14 protein-coding genes and 1 pseudogene are annotated in these 15,810 nt (G+C 64.0%); 8 read left to right on the forward strand and 7 right to left on the reverse strand.

Annotated features, from left to right (window positions below; all coding sequences use genetic code 11):
• Positions 1 to 254: 254 nt before the first annotated feature.
• Positions 255 to 824, reverse strand: a complete 570-nt coding sequence (locus tag AWJ14_RS00845) for a UbiX family flavin prenyltransferase (protein ID WP_066173608.1) — start codon at positions 822 to 824, stop codon at positions 255 to 257.
• Positions 821 to 2,350 (reverse strand): UbiD family decarboxylase, encoded by a 1,530-nt coding sequence (locus AWJ14_RS00850; protein ID WP_066174746.1) that lies wholly within the window; start codon positions 2,348 to 2,350, stop codon positions 821 to 823. The genes AWJ14_RS00845 and AWJ14_RS00850 overlap by 4 nt, the downstream gene beginning before the upstream one ends.
• Positions 2,351 to 2,569: 219 nt before the next feature.
• On the opposite strand from AWJ14_RS00850, the gene ubiT reads away from it, so the two are divergent.
• The 5 genes from ubiT (at position 2,570) to AWJ14_RS21820 (ending at position 7,672) form a co-directional block, all read left to right on the forward strand.
• On the forward strand, positions 2,570 to 3,106 hold the full coding sequence (gene ubiT / locus AWJ14_RS00855; protein WP_210183477.1) for a ubiquinone anaerobic biosynthesis accessory factor UbiT: 537 nt from the start codon (positions 2,570 to 2,572) through the stop codon (positions 3,104 to 3,106).
• Positions 3,106 to 4,083, forward strand: a complete 978-nt coding sequence (ubiU, locus tag AWJ14_RS00860; protein ID WP_066174750.1) for a ubiquinone anaerobic biosynthesis protein UbiU — start codon at positions 3,106 to 3,108, stop codon at positions 4,081 to 4,083. The genes ubiT and ubiU overlap by 1 nt, the downstream gene beginning before the upstream one ends.
• Before the next feature lie 64 nt (positions 4,084 to 4,147).
• Positions 4,148 to 5,056, forward strand: a complete 909-nt coding sequence (gene ubiV / locus AWJ14_RS00865; RefSeq protein WP_066173611.1) for a ubiquinone anaerobic biosynthesis protein UbiV — start codon at positions 4,148 to 4,150, stop codon at positions 5,054 to 5,056.
• 232 nt (positions 5,057 to 5,288) lie between these two features.
• Complete coding sequence (locus AWJ14_RS00870) at positions 5,289 to 6,407, forward strand: right-handed parallel beta-helix repeat-containing protein (protein ID WP_083219932.1); 1,119 nt, start codon at positions 5,289 to 5,291, stop codon at positions 6,405 to 6,407.
• Between the two features lie 316 nt (positions 6,408 to 6,723).
• A protein-coding gene (locus tag AWJ14_RS21820; protein ID WP_139112484.1) for an IS630 family transposase occupies positions 6,724 to 7,672 on the forward strand; the annotation gives its coding sequence in 2 pieces (ribosomal slippage) (positions 6,724 to 7,068 and positions 7,070 to 7,672; 948 coding nt in all).
• Between the two features lie 53 nt (positions 7,673 to 7,725).
• Here the strand turns inward: AWJ14_RS21820 and AWJ14_RS00885 are convergent.
• The 5 genes and pseudogenes from AWJ14_RS00885 to AWJ14_RS00900 form a co-directional block, all read right to left on the reverse strand.
• Positions 7,726 to 8,304, reverse strand: coding sequence for an alpha-ketoglutarate-dependent dioxygenase AlkB (locus AWJ14_RS00885; RefSeq protein ID WP_245304083.1), 579 nt, complete (start codon positions 8,302 to 8,304; stop codon positions 7,726 to 7,728).
• Positions 8,301 to 9,029 (reverse strand): class I SAM-dependent methyltransferase, encoded by a 729-nt coding sequence (locus tag AWJ14_RS21825; protein WP_171904793.1) that lies wholly within the window; start codon positions 9,027 to 9,029, stop codon positions 8,301 to 8,303. Before AWJ14_RS21825 ends, AWJ14_RS00885 begins: the two co-directional genes overlap by 4 nt.
• 133 nt (positions 9,030 to 9,162) lie before the next feature.
• Positions 9,163 to 9,422, reverse strand: a pseudogene (locus AWJ14_RS22085) (integrase core domain-containing protein); the annotation flags it as partial.
• A 241-nt stretch (positions 9,423 to 9,663) separates the two neighbouring features.
• Positions 9,664 to 11,628: a bifunctional 5-dehydro-2-deoxygluconokinase/5-dehydro-2-deoxyphosphogluconate aldolase gene (locus AWJ14_RS00895; protein ID WP_083219934.1), complete on the reverse strand. Its 1,965-nt coding sequence runs from the start codon at positions 11,626 to 11,628 to the stop codon at positions 9,664 to 9,666.
• A 156-nt stretch (positions 11,629 to 11,784) separates the two neighbouring features.
• Complete coding sequence (locus AWJ14_RS00900; RefSeq protein ID WP_066173627.1) at positions 11,785 to 12,627, reverse strand: MurR/RpiR family transcriptional regulator; 843 nt, start codon at positions 12,625 to 12,627, stop codon at positions 11,785 to 11,787.
• Positions 12,628 to 12,838: 211 nt separating this feature from the next.
• Between AWJ14_RS00900 and AWJ14_RS00905 the strand changes: the two genes are divergently transcribed.
• From AWJ14_RS00905 to AWJ14_RS00915, 3 genes are read left to right on the forward strand one after another with little or no spacing between them, the layout of a single operon-like run.
• A complete protein-coding gene (locus AWJ14_RS00905; protein WP_066173629.1) occupies positions 12,839 to 13,870 on the forward strand; it encodes an L-idonate 5-dehydrogenase in 1,032 nt (343 codons plus the stop codon).
• A 10-nt stretch (positions 13,871 to 13,880) separates the two neighbouring features.
• Positions 13,881 to 15,320 carry a mannitol dehydrogenase family protein gene (locus AWJ14_RS00910; protein ID WP_066173632.1) on the forward strand — a complete coding sequence of 480 codons (1,440 nt, stop codon included), beginning with the start codon at positions 13,881 to 13,883 and terminating at the stop codon, positions 15,318 to 15,320.
• On the forward strand, positions 15,305 to 15,805 hold the full coding sequence (locus AWJ14_RS00915) for a TRAP transporter small permease (protein ID WP_210183478.1): 501 nt from the start codon (positions 15,305 to 15,307) through the stop codon (positions 15,803 to 15,805). Before AWJ14_RS00910 ends, AWJ14_RS00915 begins: the two co-directional genes overlap by 16 nt.
• Positions 15,806 to 15,810 lie beyond the last annotated feature (5 nt).

Genomic DNA, 15,810 nt, shown 5'->3' on the forward strand with positions numbered 1-15,810 from the left:
AAGGGCTGTTGCCCGGAGGCTAAAAAATCATACTATATTATTTTTGTAAACAGGGAGCGATGCGGATTGGACCAAAGCCGCAGGCGCGACTTGGCCGACGCAGCAATGCCGCTTGCCACGCGGCCTGCATCAGTGGCCCGCCGCCATGCCGACGCCGGGCCTGGGAAGCAGGCGCAGTCCCTGAATTCCTGAAAACATTCGGGCCGGAAGGCGGACGGCCTTCCGCACCGGGCGACCGGCCGTGCCGTCCGGCTTCAGGCCGGATCTTCGCCGGTCCAGGCCCGGGCGACGGGAGCGCCGAGGCGCATCAGGTCGACGGCCCGCGCCGCGATCTGGGCGACAATGTCGCCGGTGGTTTCGGGGCGCAGGTAGAAGGCCGGCACCGGCGGCATCACCACGCCGCCCATTTCGGTGACCGCCGTCATGTTGCGCAGATGCGCGAGCGTATAGGGCGCCTCGCGGGCAATCAGCACCAGCGGCCGCCGTTCCTTCAGCTGCACGCTCGCCGCCCGCGTGAGCAGGTTGTCGTCGAGCCCGAGCGCGATCGCCGCCAGACTGCGCATCGAGCACGGCGCCACCAGCATGGCATCGACATGGGCCGAGCCCGAGGCGATTTCGGCGCCGACATCGCGCGCGTCGTGCCGCCGGTCGCACAGCGCCTCCAGCTGTGCAAGCGCCTCGGCGCCGCATTCGGCCGCAAGCGTGCGTTCCGCGGCCGCGCTCACCACCAGCTCGATGCGCGCGCCGAGGCCGCGCAGATGGCGGGCTGCGGCCAGCGACAGCGCCGCGCCCGACGCGCCCGACACGGCCAGAACAACTCTCATGCCAGCACTCCCAGTTCGGCGATCAGCTTGTCGGCAAAGCTTTCGGCTTCCGCGGACATGGCGATCACCCGGCCCCATTCGCGGCTCGTTTCCGTGCCGATCTTGGTGGTGGCGTCGAGGCCGATCTTGCCCGCCAGCCCCTCGATCGGCGAGGCGAAATCGAGATAGTCCATCGGCGTGCGGTCGAGCAGCATCACGTCGCGCGCCGGATCCATCCGCGTCGAGATCGCCCAGGCGATGTCGTCCCAGCTGCGCACGTCGATCTCCTTGTCCACCACGATCACCATCTTGGTGTAGGAGAACTGCGGCAGCATGCCCCACAGCGCCATCATCACCCGGCGCGCCTGGCCGGGATAGCGCTTGTCGATCGCCACCACCGCGATCCGGTAGGAGCAGGCCGCCGGCGGCAGCCAGAACTCGGTCACTTCGGGGATCTGCTGGCGGATCACCGGCAGCACCAATTCGTTGACCACCTCGGCGATCACCGACGGCTCGTCGGGCGGGCGCCCGGTCGAGGTGGAAAGATAGAGCGGCCTCGCGCGCTGGGTGATGGCCGTCACCTCGACCACCGGGAACGGCTCGACCGCGTTGTAATAGCCGGTGTGATCGCCGAACGGGCCTTCCGGCGCGGTCTCGGTCGGCGACACCCAGCCCTCGATGACCATTTCCGCATGCGCGGGCACAAGAAGCGGCACCGTGCGGGAGCGCACCAGTTCCATCCGTTCGCCGCGCAGCACGCCCGAGAACGCGAGCTCGGAAACGGTTTCGGGCAGTGGCAGGGTGGCAGCCAGCAGCGTCGCCGGATCGGCGCCGAGCACGATCGCGATCGGCATTTTCTCGCCCGCCTGCGCCCACCCGCGATGATGCGCCGCACCGCCGCGATGGGCGAGCCAGCGCATGATCAGCCGGTCCTTGTCCTTGACCTGCGCGCGGTAGACCCCGGCATTGTAGCGGCCGACATCGTCGGGGTCGCTGCCATGAGAGCGCGTGAGCACCACCGGCCAGGTGATCAGCGGCCCGCCGTCGCCGGGCCAGCAGGTCTGCACCGGCAAGGTTGAAAGATCCGGATGCAGGTCGACCACCTCCTGCACCGGCGCCTTGCGCAGCACTTTCGGCCGGGTGCTTAGCGCCGCCTTCAGCATCGGCCACCGCGACAAGGCGTCGCGCATGCCGTCGACCGGCGGCGGCGTCCTGAGCTCGGCGAGGAAGGTGCCGAAATCGGAGACCTGCTCGGGCAGCAGCCCCAGCCCCGCGGCCACGCGGCGCTTGGTGCCGAACAGGTTGGTGACCACCGGCGCCCGCGCCACCGACCCGTCGGCCAGCACCGGCGCGTCGAACCGGAGCACCGGCCCGCCGCCCGCGAGCACCTTCATCTGGACTGCCGTAATCTCCTGGTTTACCGCCACCTTCCGGGCGACGCGGACGAGATCGCCCTTCTTTTCGGACCAGTCGAGAAATTCGCGCAGCGTGGTGAAAACCGGCAGATGGCGGTGGATCGCGTCCAAGGGGGCCCCCGTGGTTGGCATGGTGCGCGCCAGCTCCGAAGCCGGCGCATGCGGCAAATGGTATCGCGGCACTGCAGGGCCGGGTCGTCAAGACCGCAACCGTCCGGGCACGAGATGCATCTGGTCAGACACCGGTGTTAGCAGCGCGCCCGGGCCGTCGAGTTGACTTAAATCAACCCGGCCTGCGCCGCACCGGACTAATGTCGGATCATATCTCCCCGAGCTTATGTTGAGGCCTAAGTGTCCGATATCCATACCGAGTTCCCGACTGTCCCATTGCTGCTCGCCAGTCCGCTCAGGCTCGTGCCGCTGGCGCCGCTGTCGCAGGCGCTGACGATTCTCGCGCGGCGGATGGTGGCCAATCATCCCGGCCTGATCAGCCGGCTTGGCCCCTATGTCTCGTCGAGCTTCGCCGTGGACCCGACCGACCTGCCGGTGACGCTGCTGTTGCACCCGCACCCCACCAGCATGCGCATCACGCTGCACCGCGATCCGCCGCGCGCCGACGCGCGCATCGCAGGCCCGCTGTCGGCACTGCTGGGCCTAGTGCACGGCACCTGGGACGGCGATGCGCTGTTCTTCTCGCGCGACCTGGTGATCGACGGCGACACCTCCGCGGCCCTTGCACTGCGCAACGCCATCGACGATTGCGAGATCGATCTCGGCGCCGAGATCGCCGGGCTGACCGGTCCGTTCGGGCGGCTGCTGATGCCGTTCATCGCACTCGCCGAACGTCGCACCGGCATGCCGCTGCGCCGCGCGGAGGCCCGGCCATGATGGAACTCGTCTGCCCCGCGGGCACCCCCGCAGCACTGCGCGCCGCCGTCGATGCCGGCGCCCACACCATCTATTGCGGCTTTGCCGACGAAACCAATGCCCGCAATTTCCCGGGCCTCAACTTCAACCGCGCCGAACTCGCCGAAGGCGTTGCCTATGCCCGCCGCCGCGGCGCCAAGGTGCTGGTGGCGATCAACACCTTCCCGCGCGCCGGCGCCGAGGACATCTGGCACCGCGCGGTGGCCGACGCCGAGGCCGCGGGCGCCCATGCCGCCATCCTTGCCGATCTCGGCCTGCTCGCCTATGCGGCCGAGCATCACCCCAATCTGAGGCGGCACCTCTCGGTGCAGGCGGCCGCCGCCAATCCGGACGCCATCAATTTCTACGCCAACACGTTCGGCGTGCGCCGGGTGGTACTGCCGCGGGTGCTGACGGTCGCCGAGATCACCGCCATCAACCGCGAGATCGACGTCGAGACCGAGGTCTTCGTCTTCGGCGGGCTCTGCGTGATGGCGGAAGGTCGCTGCTCGCTGTCGTCCTATATCACCGGCAAGTCGCCCAACATGAACGGCGTCTGCTCGCCGCCCTCGCATGTGCAATATGTCGAGAGCCGGGGCGAATTGTCGGCCAAGCTCGGCGGCTACACCATCCAGCGCAACGGCAAGGACGCGCCCGCGCCCTACCCGACGCTGTGCAAGGGCTGCTTCTCGAGCCAGGACAAGGTGGGCCACGTGTTCGAGGACCCGAGCAGCCTCGATGCCTCGGATCTCATCCCGGCGCTGGCCGAAGCAGGCGTCACCGCGCTCAAGATCGAGGGCCGGCAGCGCTCGCGCGCCTATGTCGCGCAGGTGGTGCGCAGCTTCCGCGCCGCGGTCGAGGCCGTCGACAAGGGCCTGCCGGTGCCGCCGGGCACGCTCGCAAGCCTGACCGAGGGCCAGGCCGCCACCACGGGCGCCTATCGCAAGACGTGGAGATAGCGCGTCCGACAGGCCCGACCGGCCGCCGCACGCAGGACAGCATCGCGAACAGGGACTAAGCCACATGCAACTCACAGTCGGCCCCAACATGTATTTCTGGGACGCCGCCATCTGGCGCGATTTCTACCTGCGGCTCGCCGACGAGGCCCCGGTCGACACGGTGGTCCTGGGCGAACTCGTCTGCTCCAAGCGGCTGCCGTTCTACCAGCACCATTTCCAGGAGGTGATCGACCGCCTGCGCGCAGCCGGCAAGACCGTGGCCATGACCAGCCTCGCCCTGATCACGCTCAAGCGCGAGCGCAAGCTGACCGCCGAACTCGTCGACATGGGGCTCGAGATCGAGGTCAACGACCTGTCCACCCTGCCGCTGATCCCGGAAGGCCAGCCCTTCTCGGTGGGTCCGCTCGTCAATGTCTACAACGAAGGCACGCTGCGCTGGCTCGCCGCCCGCGGTGCTGACCGCATCTGCCTGCCGCCGGAACTGCCGCTGTCCTCGATTGCGATCCTCGCCGCCGCCTCGCCGGTGCCGGTCGAGGCCTGGTCCTGGGGGCGGTTGCCGCTCGCGGTCTCCAGCCGCTGCTACCACGCCCGGCTCAACGAGCGCTCCAAGGACAATTGCCAGTTCATCTGCAATGCCGACCCGGACGGCCGCGCGGTCGATACGCTCGATGGCGACAGCTTCCTCGCCATCAACGGCATCCAGACGCTCTCGGCCTCCTGCGCCAACGCCGCCCACCAGCTCGACGGGCTCAGGCAGGCGGGCGTTTCGGCCTTGCGGCTGTCGCCCCAGTTCCGCGGCTTCACCCGGCTCTGCCAGATGTTCCGTGACCTGATCGACGGCCGCATCGACGCCGACACGCTCTCCGCCAACGCCCTGCCCGACGCCCCCGGCGGCCGCTACGCCGACGGCTTTTTGACCGGCCACGCCGGCGTCGACTGGTCTGCGGAAGTGAAGCGGGCGGGGCTGGGGTGAGGTCCGAAGCGGGCCCTGGGCACGCGAAGGCCTGATTCCTTCCCTGCAACGCCGGCCCTGCAACGCCGGGACCGGCAAGCCGCACGCCCGGCCGGCCTCTTGGACCAGATCCCATGGGCGCACTCGAAAACCCGACCCACGACGCCCCGGCGACAGGGGTCCGGCCCGCCCTTCAGCCCGCCGCTCCCCGCAATTTCTTGTCTTCCCCTGCCCGGTATGGCAGACAAGACCCATGAGACATCTTCAGACAGGTACCCGCTCCGCCTCTTCGTTGTGTGCGCTTCTGCTGGCGCTGGCCGCAGCCCCGGCTTTGGCGGAGGAAACCCGCACATGCACACCACTCACGCCTCCCGCGCTGATCTCCGTCGGCGGATGCTATGTGCTTGAGGGTGATTTCGAGGCGCAGGGTCAAAGCGACCACGCGATCATCATCGACGGCGTGGATGCCGAGATCGACCTCGCCGGCTTCAGGCTGAAGGCCGCCCCTTCCAGTTCGGCCGCGGGGATCCAGGCGATCAACAGCGGATCCGTCAAGATCTCCAATGGCGCGATCGAAGGGTTCCTGTTCGGCATCCGCAGCGAAACCGACCGGCAGAACAGCCTGGTCGAGATCTCCAACGTCGACATTTCCGGCGGCGCCCGGGGCGTGTTCGTCCAGGCCGACGAGGTGCGCGTTCACAACACCAATGTTCACGATGTCACAGGCTACGTGAACTGGCCGCAAGCCCATTCGATCGGCATCGAGGTGAACGCCAATTCCTGCGATCTGCGGGACAACCGCGTGTCCGACATCTATCCCGTCAGCACCGCGGAAGGCATAGCGCTGTCGCTGAGCAACCCGCCGCTCGACTGCACGATCACGGGCAATGAAATCGAAAACGGCCAGCAACCCCGATACGGGCGATCCTTCGGGCTGTGGCTCGGTGGCCGTCCGCGAAGCGAAGACCTGAAGATCACGGACAACCGTGTCCAGGGCGTCACCTATGCGATGATGGCGTTTCCGACGTTCAATCAGCAAGTGACCGACAATGAGTTCGTCGTCGACTGCATGCCGGGAGATGTCAGCACCTATGGCGACCTGACCGACCACAACAGCTTTGTGAGCAGCGGCCGGATCTGCCGCGACAAGGTCGCCCACCTGCGTGACCTCGCCAAAGCCGGAAGTCCGGAGTGGAACATCCGCCTCGCCGCCGCCCTGCTGGAAGACCAGGAACTCGGCCGCCGGCCAACCGAAAGATGCGAGAGCCTGCGCGAAGCCGCCGAGATTCTCGAAGGCCTGCAGGACACCATGATCCAGGCGAAGGAGCAGATGCTGCGCGTCGAAGGGCTGTTGCCCTATTGCAGCAAATAAGAGTCAGCGTGCCCAGCGCATGCTTGGTGGAGATGAAGGACCGGTCACCTGAGTGAGAGGCAGGCGCGGTATGAATGAATATCACCGCGCCCCACGCCATCTGCTCACCAGGCCCGGCAGATGCAGTTTCGCATGCCGCTTCATCTTGCAGGGACAGCGCAACAGTTTGAAGCCAGACCCTCTTTGGCCGCCTCGCGGCATCTCCATGGACCAGCTGAAGCGCTAGTGCGGTTCAGTTCTTGATTGAATCTTTGGGGATTCCGCGATTGGAGATTTTGTGATTCAAGATGCAGGCTGGGAAGGAGGCCAGCATCTTATGACAGCACCTCTATCCAATGATCTTCGAGAGCGCGTGGTCGGTGCCATCGAGGCCGGCGAGAGCTGCCGATCGGCGGCGGCGCGCTTCGGGGTTGCCGTTTCCTCGGCCGTGAAGTGGCATCAGCGCTACCGTGGAACCGGCTCGGTCGCGCCCGGCAAGATGGGTGGGCATCGCAAACGTGTTCTGGAGCCGCATCGAGCCTTCATCATCGAGCGCATCAACCAGACGCCACATCTGACGCTGCACGGCCTGAAGGATGAACTGGCGGCCCGCGGGATCAAGGTGTCGCACGACACGGTGTGGAAGTTCCTGCGCCGCGAAGGGCTTCGGTTCAAAAAAAGCACTGTTTGCCCTTGAGCAGGCCCGTGCCGACATTGCCCGCAAGCGGCGGCGCTGGCGATCGTTTCAGGCCAGTCTCGATCCACGGCGGCTGGTGTTCATCGACGAAACCTGGATCAAGACCAACATGGCCCCGCTGCGGGGCTGGGAGCAAAAGGGCAAGCGCCTGCGCGGCTTTGCCCCGCACGGCCACTGGCGCACGCTGACCTTCCTCGGCGCGCTGCGGTGCGACCGACTGACCGCGCCTTGCGTCTTCGATGGACCGATCAACGCGCAATGCTTCCGGGCCTATGTCGAACAGCAGCTCGTGCCTGTGCTCAGACCCGGCGACATCGTCATCATGGACAATCTCGGATCGCACAAGAGCGTCGCCATCCGCCAGGCCATCACCGCCGCCGGAGCAAGGCTCTGGTTCCTGCCACCCTACTCCCCCGACCTGAACCCCATTGAGCAGGCCTTTGCCAAGATCAAGCACTGGATGCGGCAGGCCCAGAAGCGCACCATCGAAGATACATGGCGACACATCGGACATCTCATCACATCGATCCAGCCAACCGAATGCAGAAATTACCTCGAAAACGTCGGATACGCTTCCGTCAAAACCTGAACCGCTCTAGAGCCTGCGCAGCTCTTGTTCTTCCACTGCAAGCACTTCGCCCGTCAACCCGTTCGAATGACCTTCCGGAATGTCAGGGAAATGCGCCGCGCTCTTTCGATCCGGACGCCATCCACGGCGTCGCTCTTGCGGGCGGGGATTTCGTGGGTCCAGTTGTAGCGCGCGGCTTCGGTGAGGAGCACGGCCGAACGGGGTTCGAGCCTCACAGCGCGTTTCGCGCCGCTCCGCCGTTCCCGAAAAACCATCTCGCAGGATGACAGCAGGCTCACGGAAACGATCGCGTCGCCGAAGCAGGGAACACAGTCGACATGGGCGCTGATCCCCTGCCCCGGCAGGTATTCATTCGCAATCACCTGATCCGGCAGACTACAGAACACGCCTGTCTCGCGCAGTCGCTCGGCCAGGGGCGCAAGCCAAACGGGCAGAGGACCGAGATAAGCATCCGCCGTGACCGCCCTCGCCCGGTAATCGTAGCGGTACCCGAAATGCTGGACCCGCCGCTTGAGCTCGGTGCTCCATTCACAGGCGTCCAGATGGCCGACAAACGCCGCCTCCTCTTCAGCGGAGATGAAGGAAGGCAGGCAGATGGCCCCGGGGGGCAGATTGGTAGAGGTGGTGTTCAACGATGACCCCATTTCCTGACGGCCTGCCTCTTCTTTTGAAAAGCAAATGTCACAAACTCATCGCCTGCATCCAAGGCGCCCGAACCATCGTCCTTGGTCTTAACATGGGTATAGCCCGGATAATCGGAAAAGTAGAACGGATGCGCAACAGGAATATCGTATTGATTGCGCTCCGCTGCGCCATCAACATCAAAAGCACCATCATAGTGGGGGCTATTCACCGCCGTTATGGCAACAACACCGTCGTCGACCAGGTGTTCGGACGCGCTTTCGAGAAAGCGACGGACCAGAATGTGGTTGGGGTTTCGCCCATGGAGAGGGTTCCGGCTGCCGACATTCGGGAATTGAAAAACAATGGAGCCAAATTTTCCCCGACCGAACCAGTTCGTTAAGTTCCTGGCATCGACGCCTGGCACAACAGTTACACCTAGACGGCGCAGTGCGATGGCATTGCCAACGGTCGCTTCGGAATATTCGGCCACGGTCTCGAATGTCGTCGAGATCATGTTCGTGGCAGATACGCCGACCTTTCGGGCAAGCGCCAAGGAAAAGCTCAGGTTCCCCTCTCCCACCAGCAGCACACGCCCAGCCTTAACCTTCGCCGGAAAATCAAACGGCGTTTTCCGATCAAGCGTGCGCTTCAGCTCAAGCGCTGACAGCCAGAAGTGGCTCCAGGCAAGATCCGATGCCGATTTTCCAAAATGCCGGCCACCGCGTGGATCCATTTTTGCTCCGACCTCCATCGATTGCAGAGGCGGATAGCATTCCATGGATCCTGGCTATGGGTACAAAAGCCTTAGAAATTTTGAGTTAGCCCACTGCGAAATCGAACTCTATCCGTGACCCTGCCCCCAGGTTTTATCCGGTTTCGAGTTCGCTCCAGCGGTCTTGGTGGCTGTATTCGCCGCGGCAGCGGCGGGTTCCGGTGCGGAGCCGTTCCGGCTGCTCAGCACCGCATCACGTCGCGGGTTGATGGTCAGGCCGAATTGGGCGGGCGTCAGCCAGCCGAGACCGGACTGTGGTCCGTGACCGTTCTGATCGCGGCGCAAGTGTGAAAGCGCGGATCGAGCCTGGGGCCGTGACGGGAAGCGCGGTTCATTCAAGAGCCCGCCGTGCAGTCCCTCCGGCACGATCCGGATCGTGTCTTCGGCCGAGAGTGCCGCCGCGTCGCATGCCGGCCATGCTTCACCGCACGCCCCGCAGGGGCCTTGGCCGACGATGTCTTCAAGGAAAACCTGGGCTTCATCCTCGTTCCTTCGTCACGCCGACGAAGCCCAAGACCTTCCTACATCACAACCTCAAATCTGTGCCATGGGCGCTGACGGCAGACAGACCAATCGTCATGCAGGGTTCAAGGCCCTACTCGTGAGCTTCTCCCCGCAAGGAAAGCCAGTGATCGACCAGGACCCGGAAGCGGTCAGCCATCTCGGCGACTGCGGTTTGATCGTCAATGCGTTCGGCCAGCCACTCGGCGGCCGTTGCCCCAAAGAGGGTGCGGCCGACAGCAAAGCCCTTGACCACGGGTGACGCCGACGCGAGGGAAAAGGCCGATCTTATGTCTTCGATCGGGGCGTCGAGCCCCAGGAGCAGCACGCCGCGGCACCACGCATCATTTTCGACAATGGCCGCTTCGATGTTTTGCCAGGCAACCGCATCCTGCTGTGGCTCGAGCTTCCACCAGTCCGGGCGAATGCCTGCAGCATAAATGTCACGGATCGCCGTGGCCACCGTGTCAGGGCTGATGGGGCCGGCCTTGGATGCGATGATCTCGATCAGCAGTTCGCGTCCGACGCTGCGGGCGGCCGAGTAAAGCTGCTTGAGCGTCTCGATCTGTTCGGATTTCAAGTCATCCGCATCGCCCGGATGATAGAAGGCAAGCGCCTTGATGCAGTGCGTGACCGGCCATGCCACCAGTTGCGAGCCGATATCCTGGCCATATTCAAACCTCAAGGGACGCGAGCCCGGTTCTTCCACGGGGCGACCGATCCAGTCCAGCCCGACCTGGCTTGCGCGCGCCAATGCCTGCCGGCCAAAGCGTTCATCAAGAAGCATCCCGAATCCTGGGCGCCCTTGAGCCACCTTCGCCGTCGCCTCGACCGCGAGAACTTTCAGCGCCTCTATCCGGTCCAGCGGAGCGCCCGCCTTTTCCGCCATTTCCACCAGCTGTGACCGGTGATCGATCGCAAAGGCCATCACCTGCGGCAGATCAAGCCGGCGCGTGGTGGCGCCATGGATGTGGTTGAGCTCGACATCCTTGCGCAAGGCACGATGCGGACTTCCATGTTCAAGGAAATATCCGAGTTCTGCCCATGTCGGGATCTCGGGTGCACACAGCAGCCGCGACACCGCGAATGCACCGCAGGCATTGGCCCAGGTGGCGCAGGTCTTGGACGGTTCACCGCGCAGCCATCCGCGCAGGAAGCCCGACATGAAGGCATCACCTGCGCCGAGAACGTTATAGACCTCGATCGGGAACCCCTGACCGACGATCCCGTCCTCAAGCGCGGAAATATCGCCGTCTTCGTAGACGATGCAGCCCATGGGGCCACGCTTCAGGACAATCGTCGCCTTGCTCAGGGCCCGGATTGCCTGAACGGCGGCCAGGCAATCGCTTTCACCCGAGGCGATCAGGATTTCCTCTTCAGTGCCGACGATCAGGTCGCACAAGGGCAAAACGCCACGCAATTTGGCCGAAACCTCACCGGAAGCGATGTAGCGCTGGTCGCCCGCGGCATGGCCCGCAAGGCCCCACAAATTGGGCCGATAGTCTATGTCGAACACCACCTTGCGATTGTTGGCACGGGCAATCTCTATTGCTCGCATCTGTGCCGCAGCCGTATTGGCGCGGGAGAAATGCGTGCCCGTGACCAGCACGGAAGCCGATGACGCGATCTGGGCGGCATCCAGATCCTCGACCTCGAGCGCCATGTCAGCGCAGTTTTCACGGTAGAAAATCAGCGGAAAGCTCTGGTCGTTTTCGACCGAGAGAAGCACGAGCGCGGTAAGGCGATTGGGGTCGGTGCGAACACCGCTGATATCAACGCCTTCGCGCTGCAACTGCTCACGGATGAAGCCGCCCATCTGTTCGGCACCGACCCGCGTGATCAGCCCCGAGCGCAGGCCCAGCCTTGCCGTGCCAACGGCGATATTGGTGGGGCAGCCGCCAACTGATTTGGCAAAGCTGGAGATATCCTCAAGCCGCGATCCGATCTGTTGACCATAGAGATCGACGGAAGAGCGACCGATAGTCAGCACGTCGAGCCTGCAGTCTTCTGCTGGAGCCGTCGAAATCCCCGATGCGGCGGCATTTGACAGAGCACTCATCCTAACATTCTCCCAATCGACTTCACCGAATGCGACCAACCCCGAGGCACGCATCTGCACTTGGAATTCCTGAAACTACAATTCCAAAATTAAGTCAATGCAGAATAAACATTCCATTTGGATTTTGCCGACCGTCCCTCCGCTTCCCCTCTTCGATCACGACTCGGGGGCGTGCCGGAGCCTCTTGTCCGCGACAGCGACCGTGAGAGCCATCGCCAGCGTGATGGCGGCCGCAAGTGTTCGAAATCCGGCGAAATCCGCTTCTGTCAACTGGAAGCAGACCTCGGACAAAGGCACCAGCGGCGACAGCGGCGAATCGCTGATCGCAACAATCGGAACGCCCTGCTGCTTCAACTGCCGGGCCATTGCGATGGTTTGATCGGAATAGGGCAGAAAGCTGATGAGGATCGCCGCGTCCTGCGGCGTGGCGATCGAAAGAAGGTCTTCATCGATTCCGTTGATAGAGCCGCAGATCTCGCTGCGTATCCCCAATTTGGCGAAGGCATAGCGCATCTGGATCAGCGGCGGAAAGGCGCGGCGCCGGGCGCAGAGATAAATGGTCGCGGCACGCGCCAGGAGCGCGCTCGCGCGTTCGAAGGCGGCGCTGTCGAAATCCTGTTCGAGACGCGCCAGCGAATCGTGCCCCGCCGCAATGAACCCGTTGAGCAACAATCGACCTTCATCGCCTTCGCGGCTGTGCTCCAATGCGTTGAGCCGGACCTCGTAACTCTGATTGCGGTCGCGCAAACGCTCCCGGAACAATGTCTGCAGATCCGAGAACCCGTCAAATCCGATAGCCTTGGCGAAGCGCACGAGCGTGGACGGCTGAACGCCCGCCGCCTCTGCAATGGTGGCCGCCGTGCCAAAGGCCACCTCGTCGGGGTGGCCAACCATATAGGTGGCGGTCTGGGCAAGCCGCTTGGGCATGGTGTCGCGATCATGGGCCAGTCTTTCACACAGCTCGTCAAAACTGGCAGGGCGCAGGGATCCGCTGTTCATGCGATAAGGTCTCCGACTCACTGTGGAATATTCATTCCAAATTACCCGTGACGGAACGCCGCGTATAGGCACGTTTGCGCCTCTCGGGCGATCGGCCCACAGGGCCGGCACCCCGATCTGAAATGCAACATGCATTTTACGCTTGCAGAAAAGAGAATATTCATTCTATTGGTTCGAGGTGGCTGGTTGGAGACCGACCGGAGGAGGATTTATGAAGGCGTGCGTAATTCATGCTGCTGGCCAGATGGCGGTGCAGCACTGGCCAGAGCAGTCATTGGCCAACGACGAAGTCCGGCTGGACTTTGCGTGGGGCGGGATATGCGGGTCCGACCTGCACTACTACCAGCACGGCCGCGTCGCGAACTCCATCGTGCGCGAACCCATGATCCTCGGCCACGAATTCAGCGGCATCGTCTGCGAGGTCGGTGCTGACGTGACAGGGCTCACGGTCGGTCAGCCTGTGGTGGTCAATCCGTCGCGCCCCTGCCATGCATGCGACCAGTGCGCAGCAGGGCTTACCCATCTTTGTCGCTCGATGCGCTACCTCGGCAGCGCGGCCCACCAGCCCCATACCCATGGCGGCTTCTGCGAACGCCCCGTTGTTCTGGCAACCCAATGCCGGCCGCTGCCGAAACACTTCGATCTGGCATTGGCCTCTCTATGCGAACCATTTGCCGTTGCCCTCCATGCCGTGGCGCTGGCGCAGATTGCGCCCGGCGCGTCGGTTCTGGTCACAGGCGCCGGCACGATCGGCAGCCTCGTGGCCGTCGCCGCCAAGGCCGCCGGTGCGGGCCGCCTGATCGTCACCGATATCGCCGAACCTGCGCTGGCACGGATTGCCGGCGTGACCGGCGCCGAAACTTTCCGGGTCGGCAACGCTGAACTGACCGGCGCAGCCGAGGCCGCGATCGGTGAGGTCGATGTCACGCTGGAATGCGCAGGCTCTCCCTTCGCATTGGACATGGCGATACGCCTGACGCGCCCCCGGGGACGGATTGTCCAGGTCGGATTTCTCCCGCCGGCCGCTCCGCTCTCGCTGGCCGGCCTGCTGACACGCGAGATCACTCTGGTCGGCGCCTATCGTTTCCTTGAAGAGTTCGATCTTGCGGTCCAACAGATCACCGACGGCACGGTTGATCTGTCGCCGTTCATCACGGGCCGCTTCACCATGGACGAGGCCCACGCCGCATTCGCGGCGGCCGCCGACCGCAGCACGAATGTCAAGGTTCTGCTGAGCTTCTGAGGCTGATGAGATGGATGTGAACACAGGCGCAACGTCGCACAAGAACACGCCGGCGATACTGCATATCGGCCCCGGCGCATTTCACCGCGCGCATCAGGCGCTTTATGCAGATGCGCTGATCAAGGCTGGCCATTCGCGGGCTGGAATTCGCGCGGTATGCCTGTTTCCCCCGCATCTGGCCGCGGCCCACAGCAGCCAGGGAGGCAGCTATCACGTGTTGCTGCGCGACGACCACGGCGAGGATCTGCGCCTGGTCGAAAGCATCCATGAGGTGCTCGATGCGGCCGCCGAAGACATGCTCTGCGATCCCGGCCTTCAGCTCGTCACCATGACGCTGACCGAAAAGGGGTATTGCCATGTGCCGGGCACCCAGCGTCTCGACGACGTGGCGATCGCCCATGATCTGGCAGCACCTGATGCTCCCCTCACCGCGATCGGCTGGCTGGCCCTGGCGCTCGACCGCCGCCGCCTGGCAGGGCTGCCCGGCATCACGCTTGCCAGTTGCGACAATATCCCCGCCAATGGACGCCTGCTTGAAGCGGTGATGACGGAATTCGTCACCCGCACCCGACCCGAGCTGTCGGCATGGATGCGGGAAAACGTGACTTTCCCGGTATCGATGGTGGATCGCATCGTTCCGCGCGTGGATGCTGAAGCCAGCGCCGCCATTGCGGCGCGCGCCGGGCAAGCCGACGCGCTGGGGGTCGCCGCCGAACCGTTCGGCCAGTGGGTTCTCGAACGGCGCTTCGCCGGTCCCATTCCGCCGCTGGAAACAGTGGGTGTTCAGATCGTCGAGGACGTTGCGCCCTACGAACGCATGAAACACCGGATTCTCAATGGTGCACAGACTGCGATCGCCCATATCGGGGCGCTATCAGGCTTTGAAACCTCGGCGGACGCTGCGGCTGATCCGGTTCTTGCGCAATGGCTGACCCGCTTTGTCGCCGCCCAGGCGGCCACCCTAGCCTGCCCCGACGGGGAAGACTTGCAAGCCTATGGTCGACTGACGCTCAAGCGGCTCCGCAATCCCCATATCCGGCACCAGTTGACCCAGATCGGCACCGACAGTTCATTCAAGCTCGGGCAACGTATTGTCGAGGCTGCGGTACACCACCTCGACAATCCGGAATATTGCGACCTGTATGCGCTCACCATCGCAGCGTGGATGCGCTACAATACCGGGCGCGATGCCGCCGGCCGGGCAATCCCGATCGAAGATCCGCTTGCCGCGCGTTTTGCGCAGATCACCGCCGCGGCCGGCGACGACCCACGGTTGCTTGCCGATGGTTTTCTTGCCCTCGATCTTTTCGACGGGCCGATCCGGCACCATGCCGGGTTCCATGCGCGCCTTGTGGCAATGCTCGGCGCGCTGGCCAGCGAGACACCCCGCACCCTGATCGCCAAACGAGCCGCCGACCTACGGGAGGACAGCACATGCCCGGTTTCCTGAAACACCGGTCCATAGAGGAATGGATCGGTCTCTTTTTGATGACCGCCGTTCTCGTCCTCCTGAGCATGCAGGTGATTGGCCGCTACGCGCTGGGTTGGTCCTTTGCGTGGATCGAAGAGGTCTCGCGTTTCTTCTTTGTCTGGGCGGTCTATTTCGGGTTCGTCGTTGCCGCGGCCAAAGACCGCCACATCCGGGTATCGGTGCAGATCATGATGCTGCCGCCCCTGGGCCAAAAGGTGATGCTGACGATCGCTGACCTCATCTGGCTGGTCTTCAACGGTATCGTTGTTTGGTTCGGCTCCATCTACATCGCCGACATGTTCCAGTTTCCGGTGATTTCGCAGACGACCGGCATCAATCTTGTGTGGGTGCAAATGATCGTACCGCTCGGCTTCTTGCTGATGAGCATACGAGTGATCCAGGTAATGATCCGCCGCTGGACCGATGCCGAAACCACGGTCATCGACACACGGCTTGACGACTGAGGCAG

The sequence above is a fragment of the Parahoeflea olei genome, assembly GCF_001703635.1.
GTDB lineage: Bacteria > Pseudomonadota > Alphaproteobacteria > Rhizobiales > Rhizobiaceae > Hoeflea > Hoeflea olei.

Coding starts and splice junctions, on each gene's coding strand:
- AWJ14_RS00895 (WP_083219934.1), bottom strand. CDS start 11,628: ATGAGTGCTCTGTCAAATGCCGCCGCATCGGGGATTTCGACGGCTCCA.
- AWJ14_RS00870 (WP_083219932.1), top strand. CDS start 5,289: ATGAGACATCTTCAGACAGGTACCCGCTCCGCCTCTTCGTTGTGTGCG.
- AWJ14_RS00850 (WP_066174746.1), bottom strand. CDS start 2,350: ATGCCAACCACGGGGGCCCCCTTGGACGCGATCCACCGCCATCTGCCG.
- AWJ14_RS00905 (WP_066173629.1), top strand. CDS start 12,839: ATGAAGGCGTGCGTAATTCATGCTGCTGGCCAGATGGCGGTGCAGCAC.
- AWJ14_RS00910 (WP_066173632.1), top strand. CDS start 13,881: ATGGATGTGAACACAGGCGCAACGTCGCACAAGAACACGCCGGCGATA.
- ubiV (WP_066173611.1), top strand. CDS start 4,148: ATGCAACTCACAGTCGGCCCCAACATGTATTTCTGGGACGCCGCCATC.
- AWJ14_RS21825 (WP_171904793.1), bottom strand. CDS start 9,029: ATGGATCCACGCGGTGGCCGGCATTTTGGAAAATCGGCATCGGATCTT.
- AWJ14_RS00900 (WP_066173627.1), bottom strand. CDS start 12,627: ATGAACAGCGGATCCCTGCGCCCTGCCAGTTTTGACGAGCTGTGTGAA.
- ubiU (WP_066174750.1), top strand. CDS start 3,106: ATGGAACTCGTCTGCCCCGCGGGCACCCCCGCAGCACTGCGCGCCGCC.
- AWJ14_RS00915 (WP_210183478.1), top strand. CDS start 15,305: ATGCCCGGTTTCCTGAAACACCGGTCCATAGAGGAATGGATCGGTCTC.
- AWJ14_RS00845 (WP_066173608.1), bottom strand. CDS start 824: ATGAGAGTTGTTCTGGCCGTGTCGGGCGCGTCGGGCGCGGCGCTGTCG.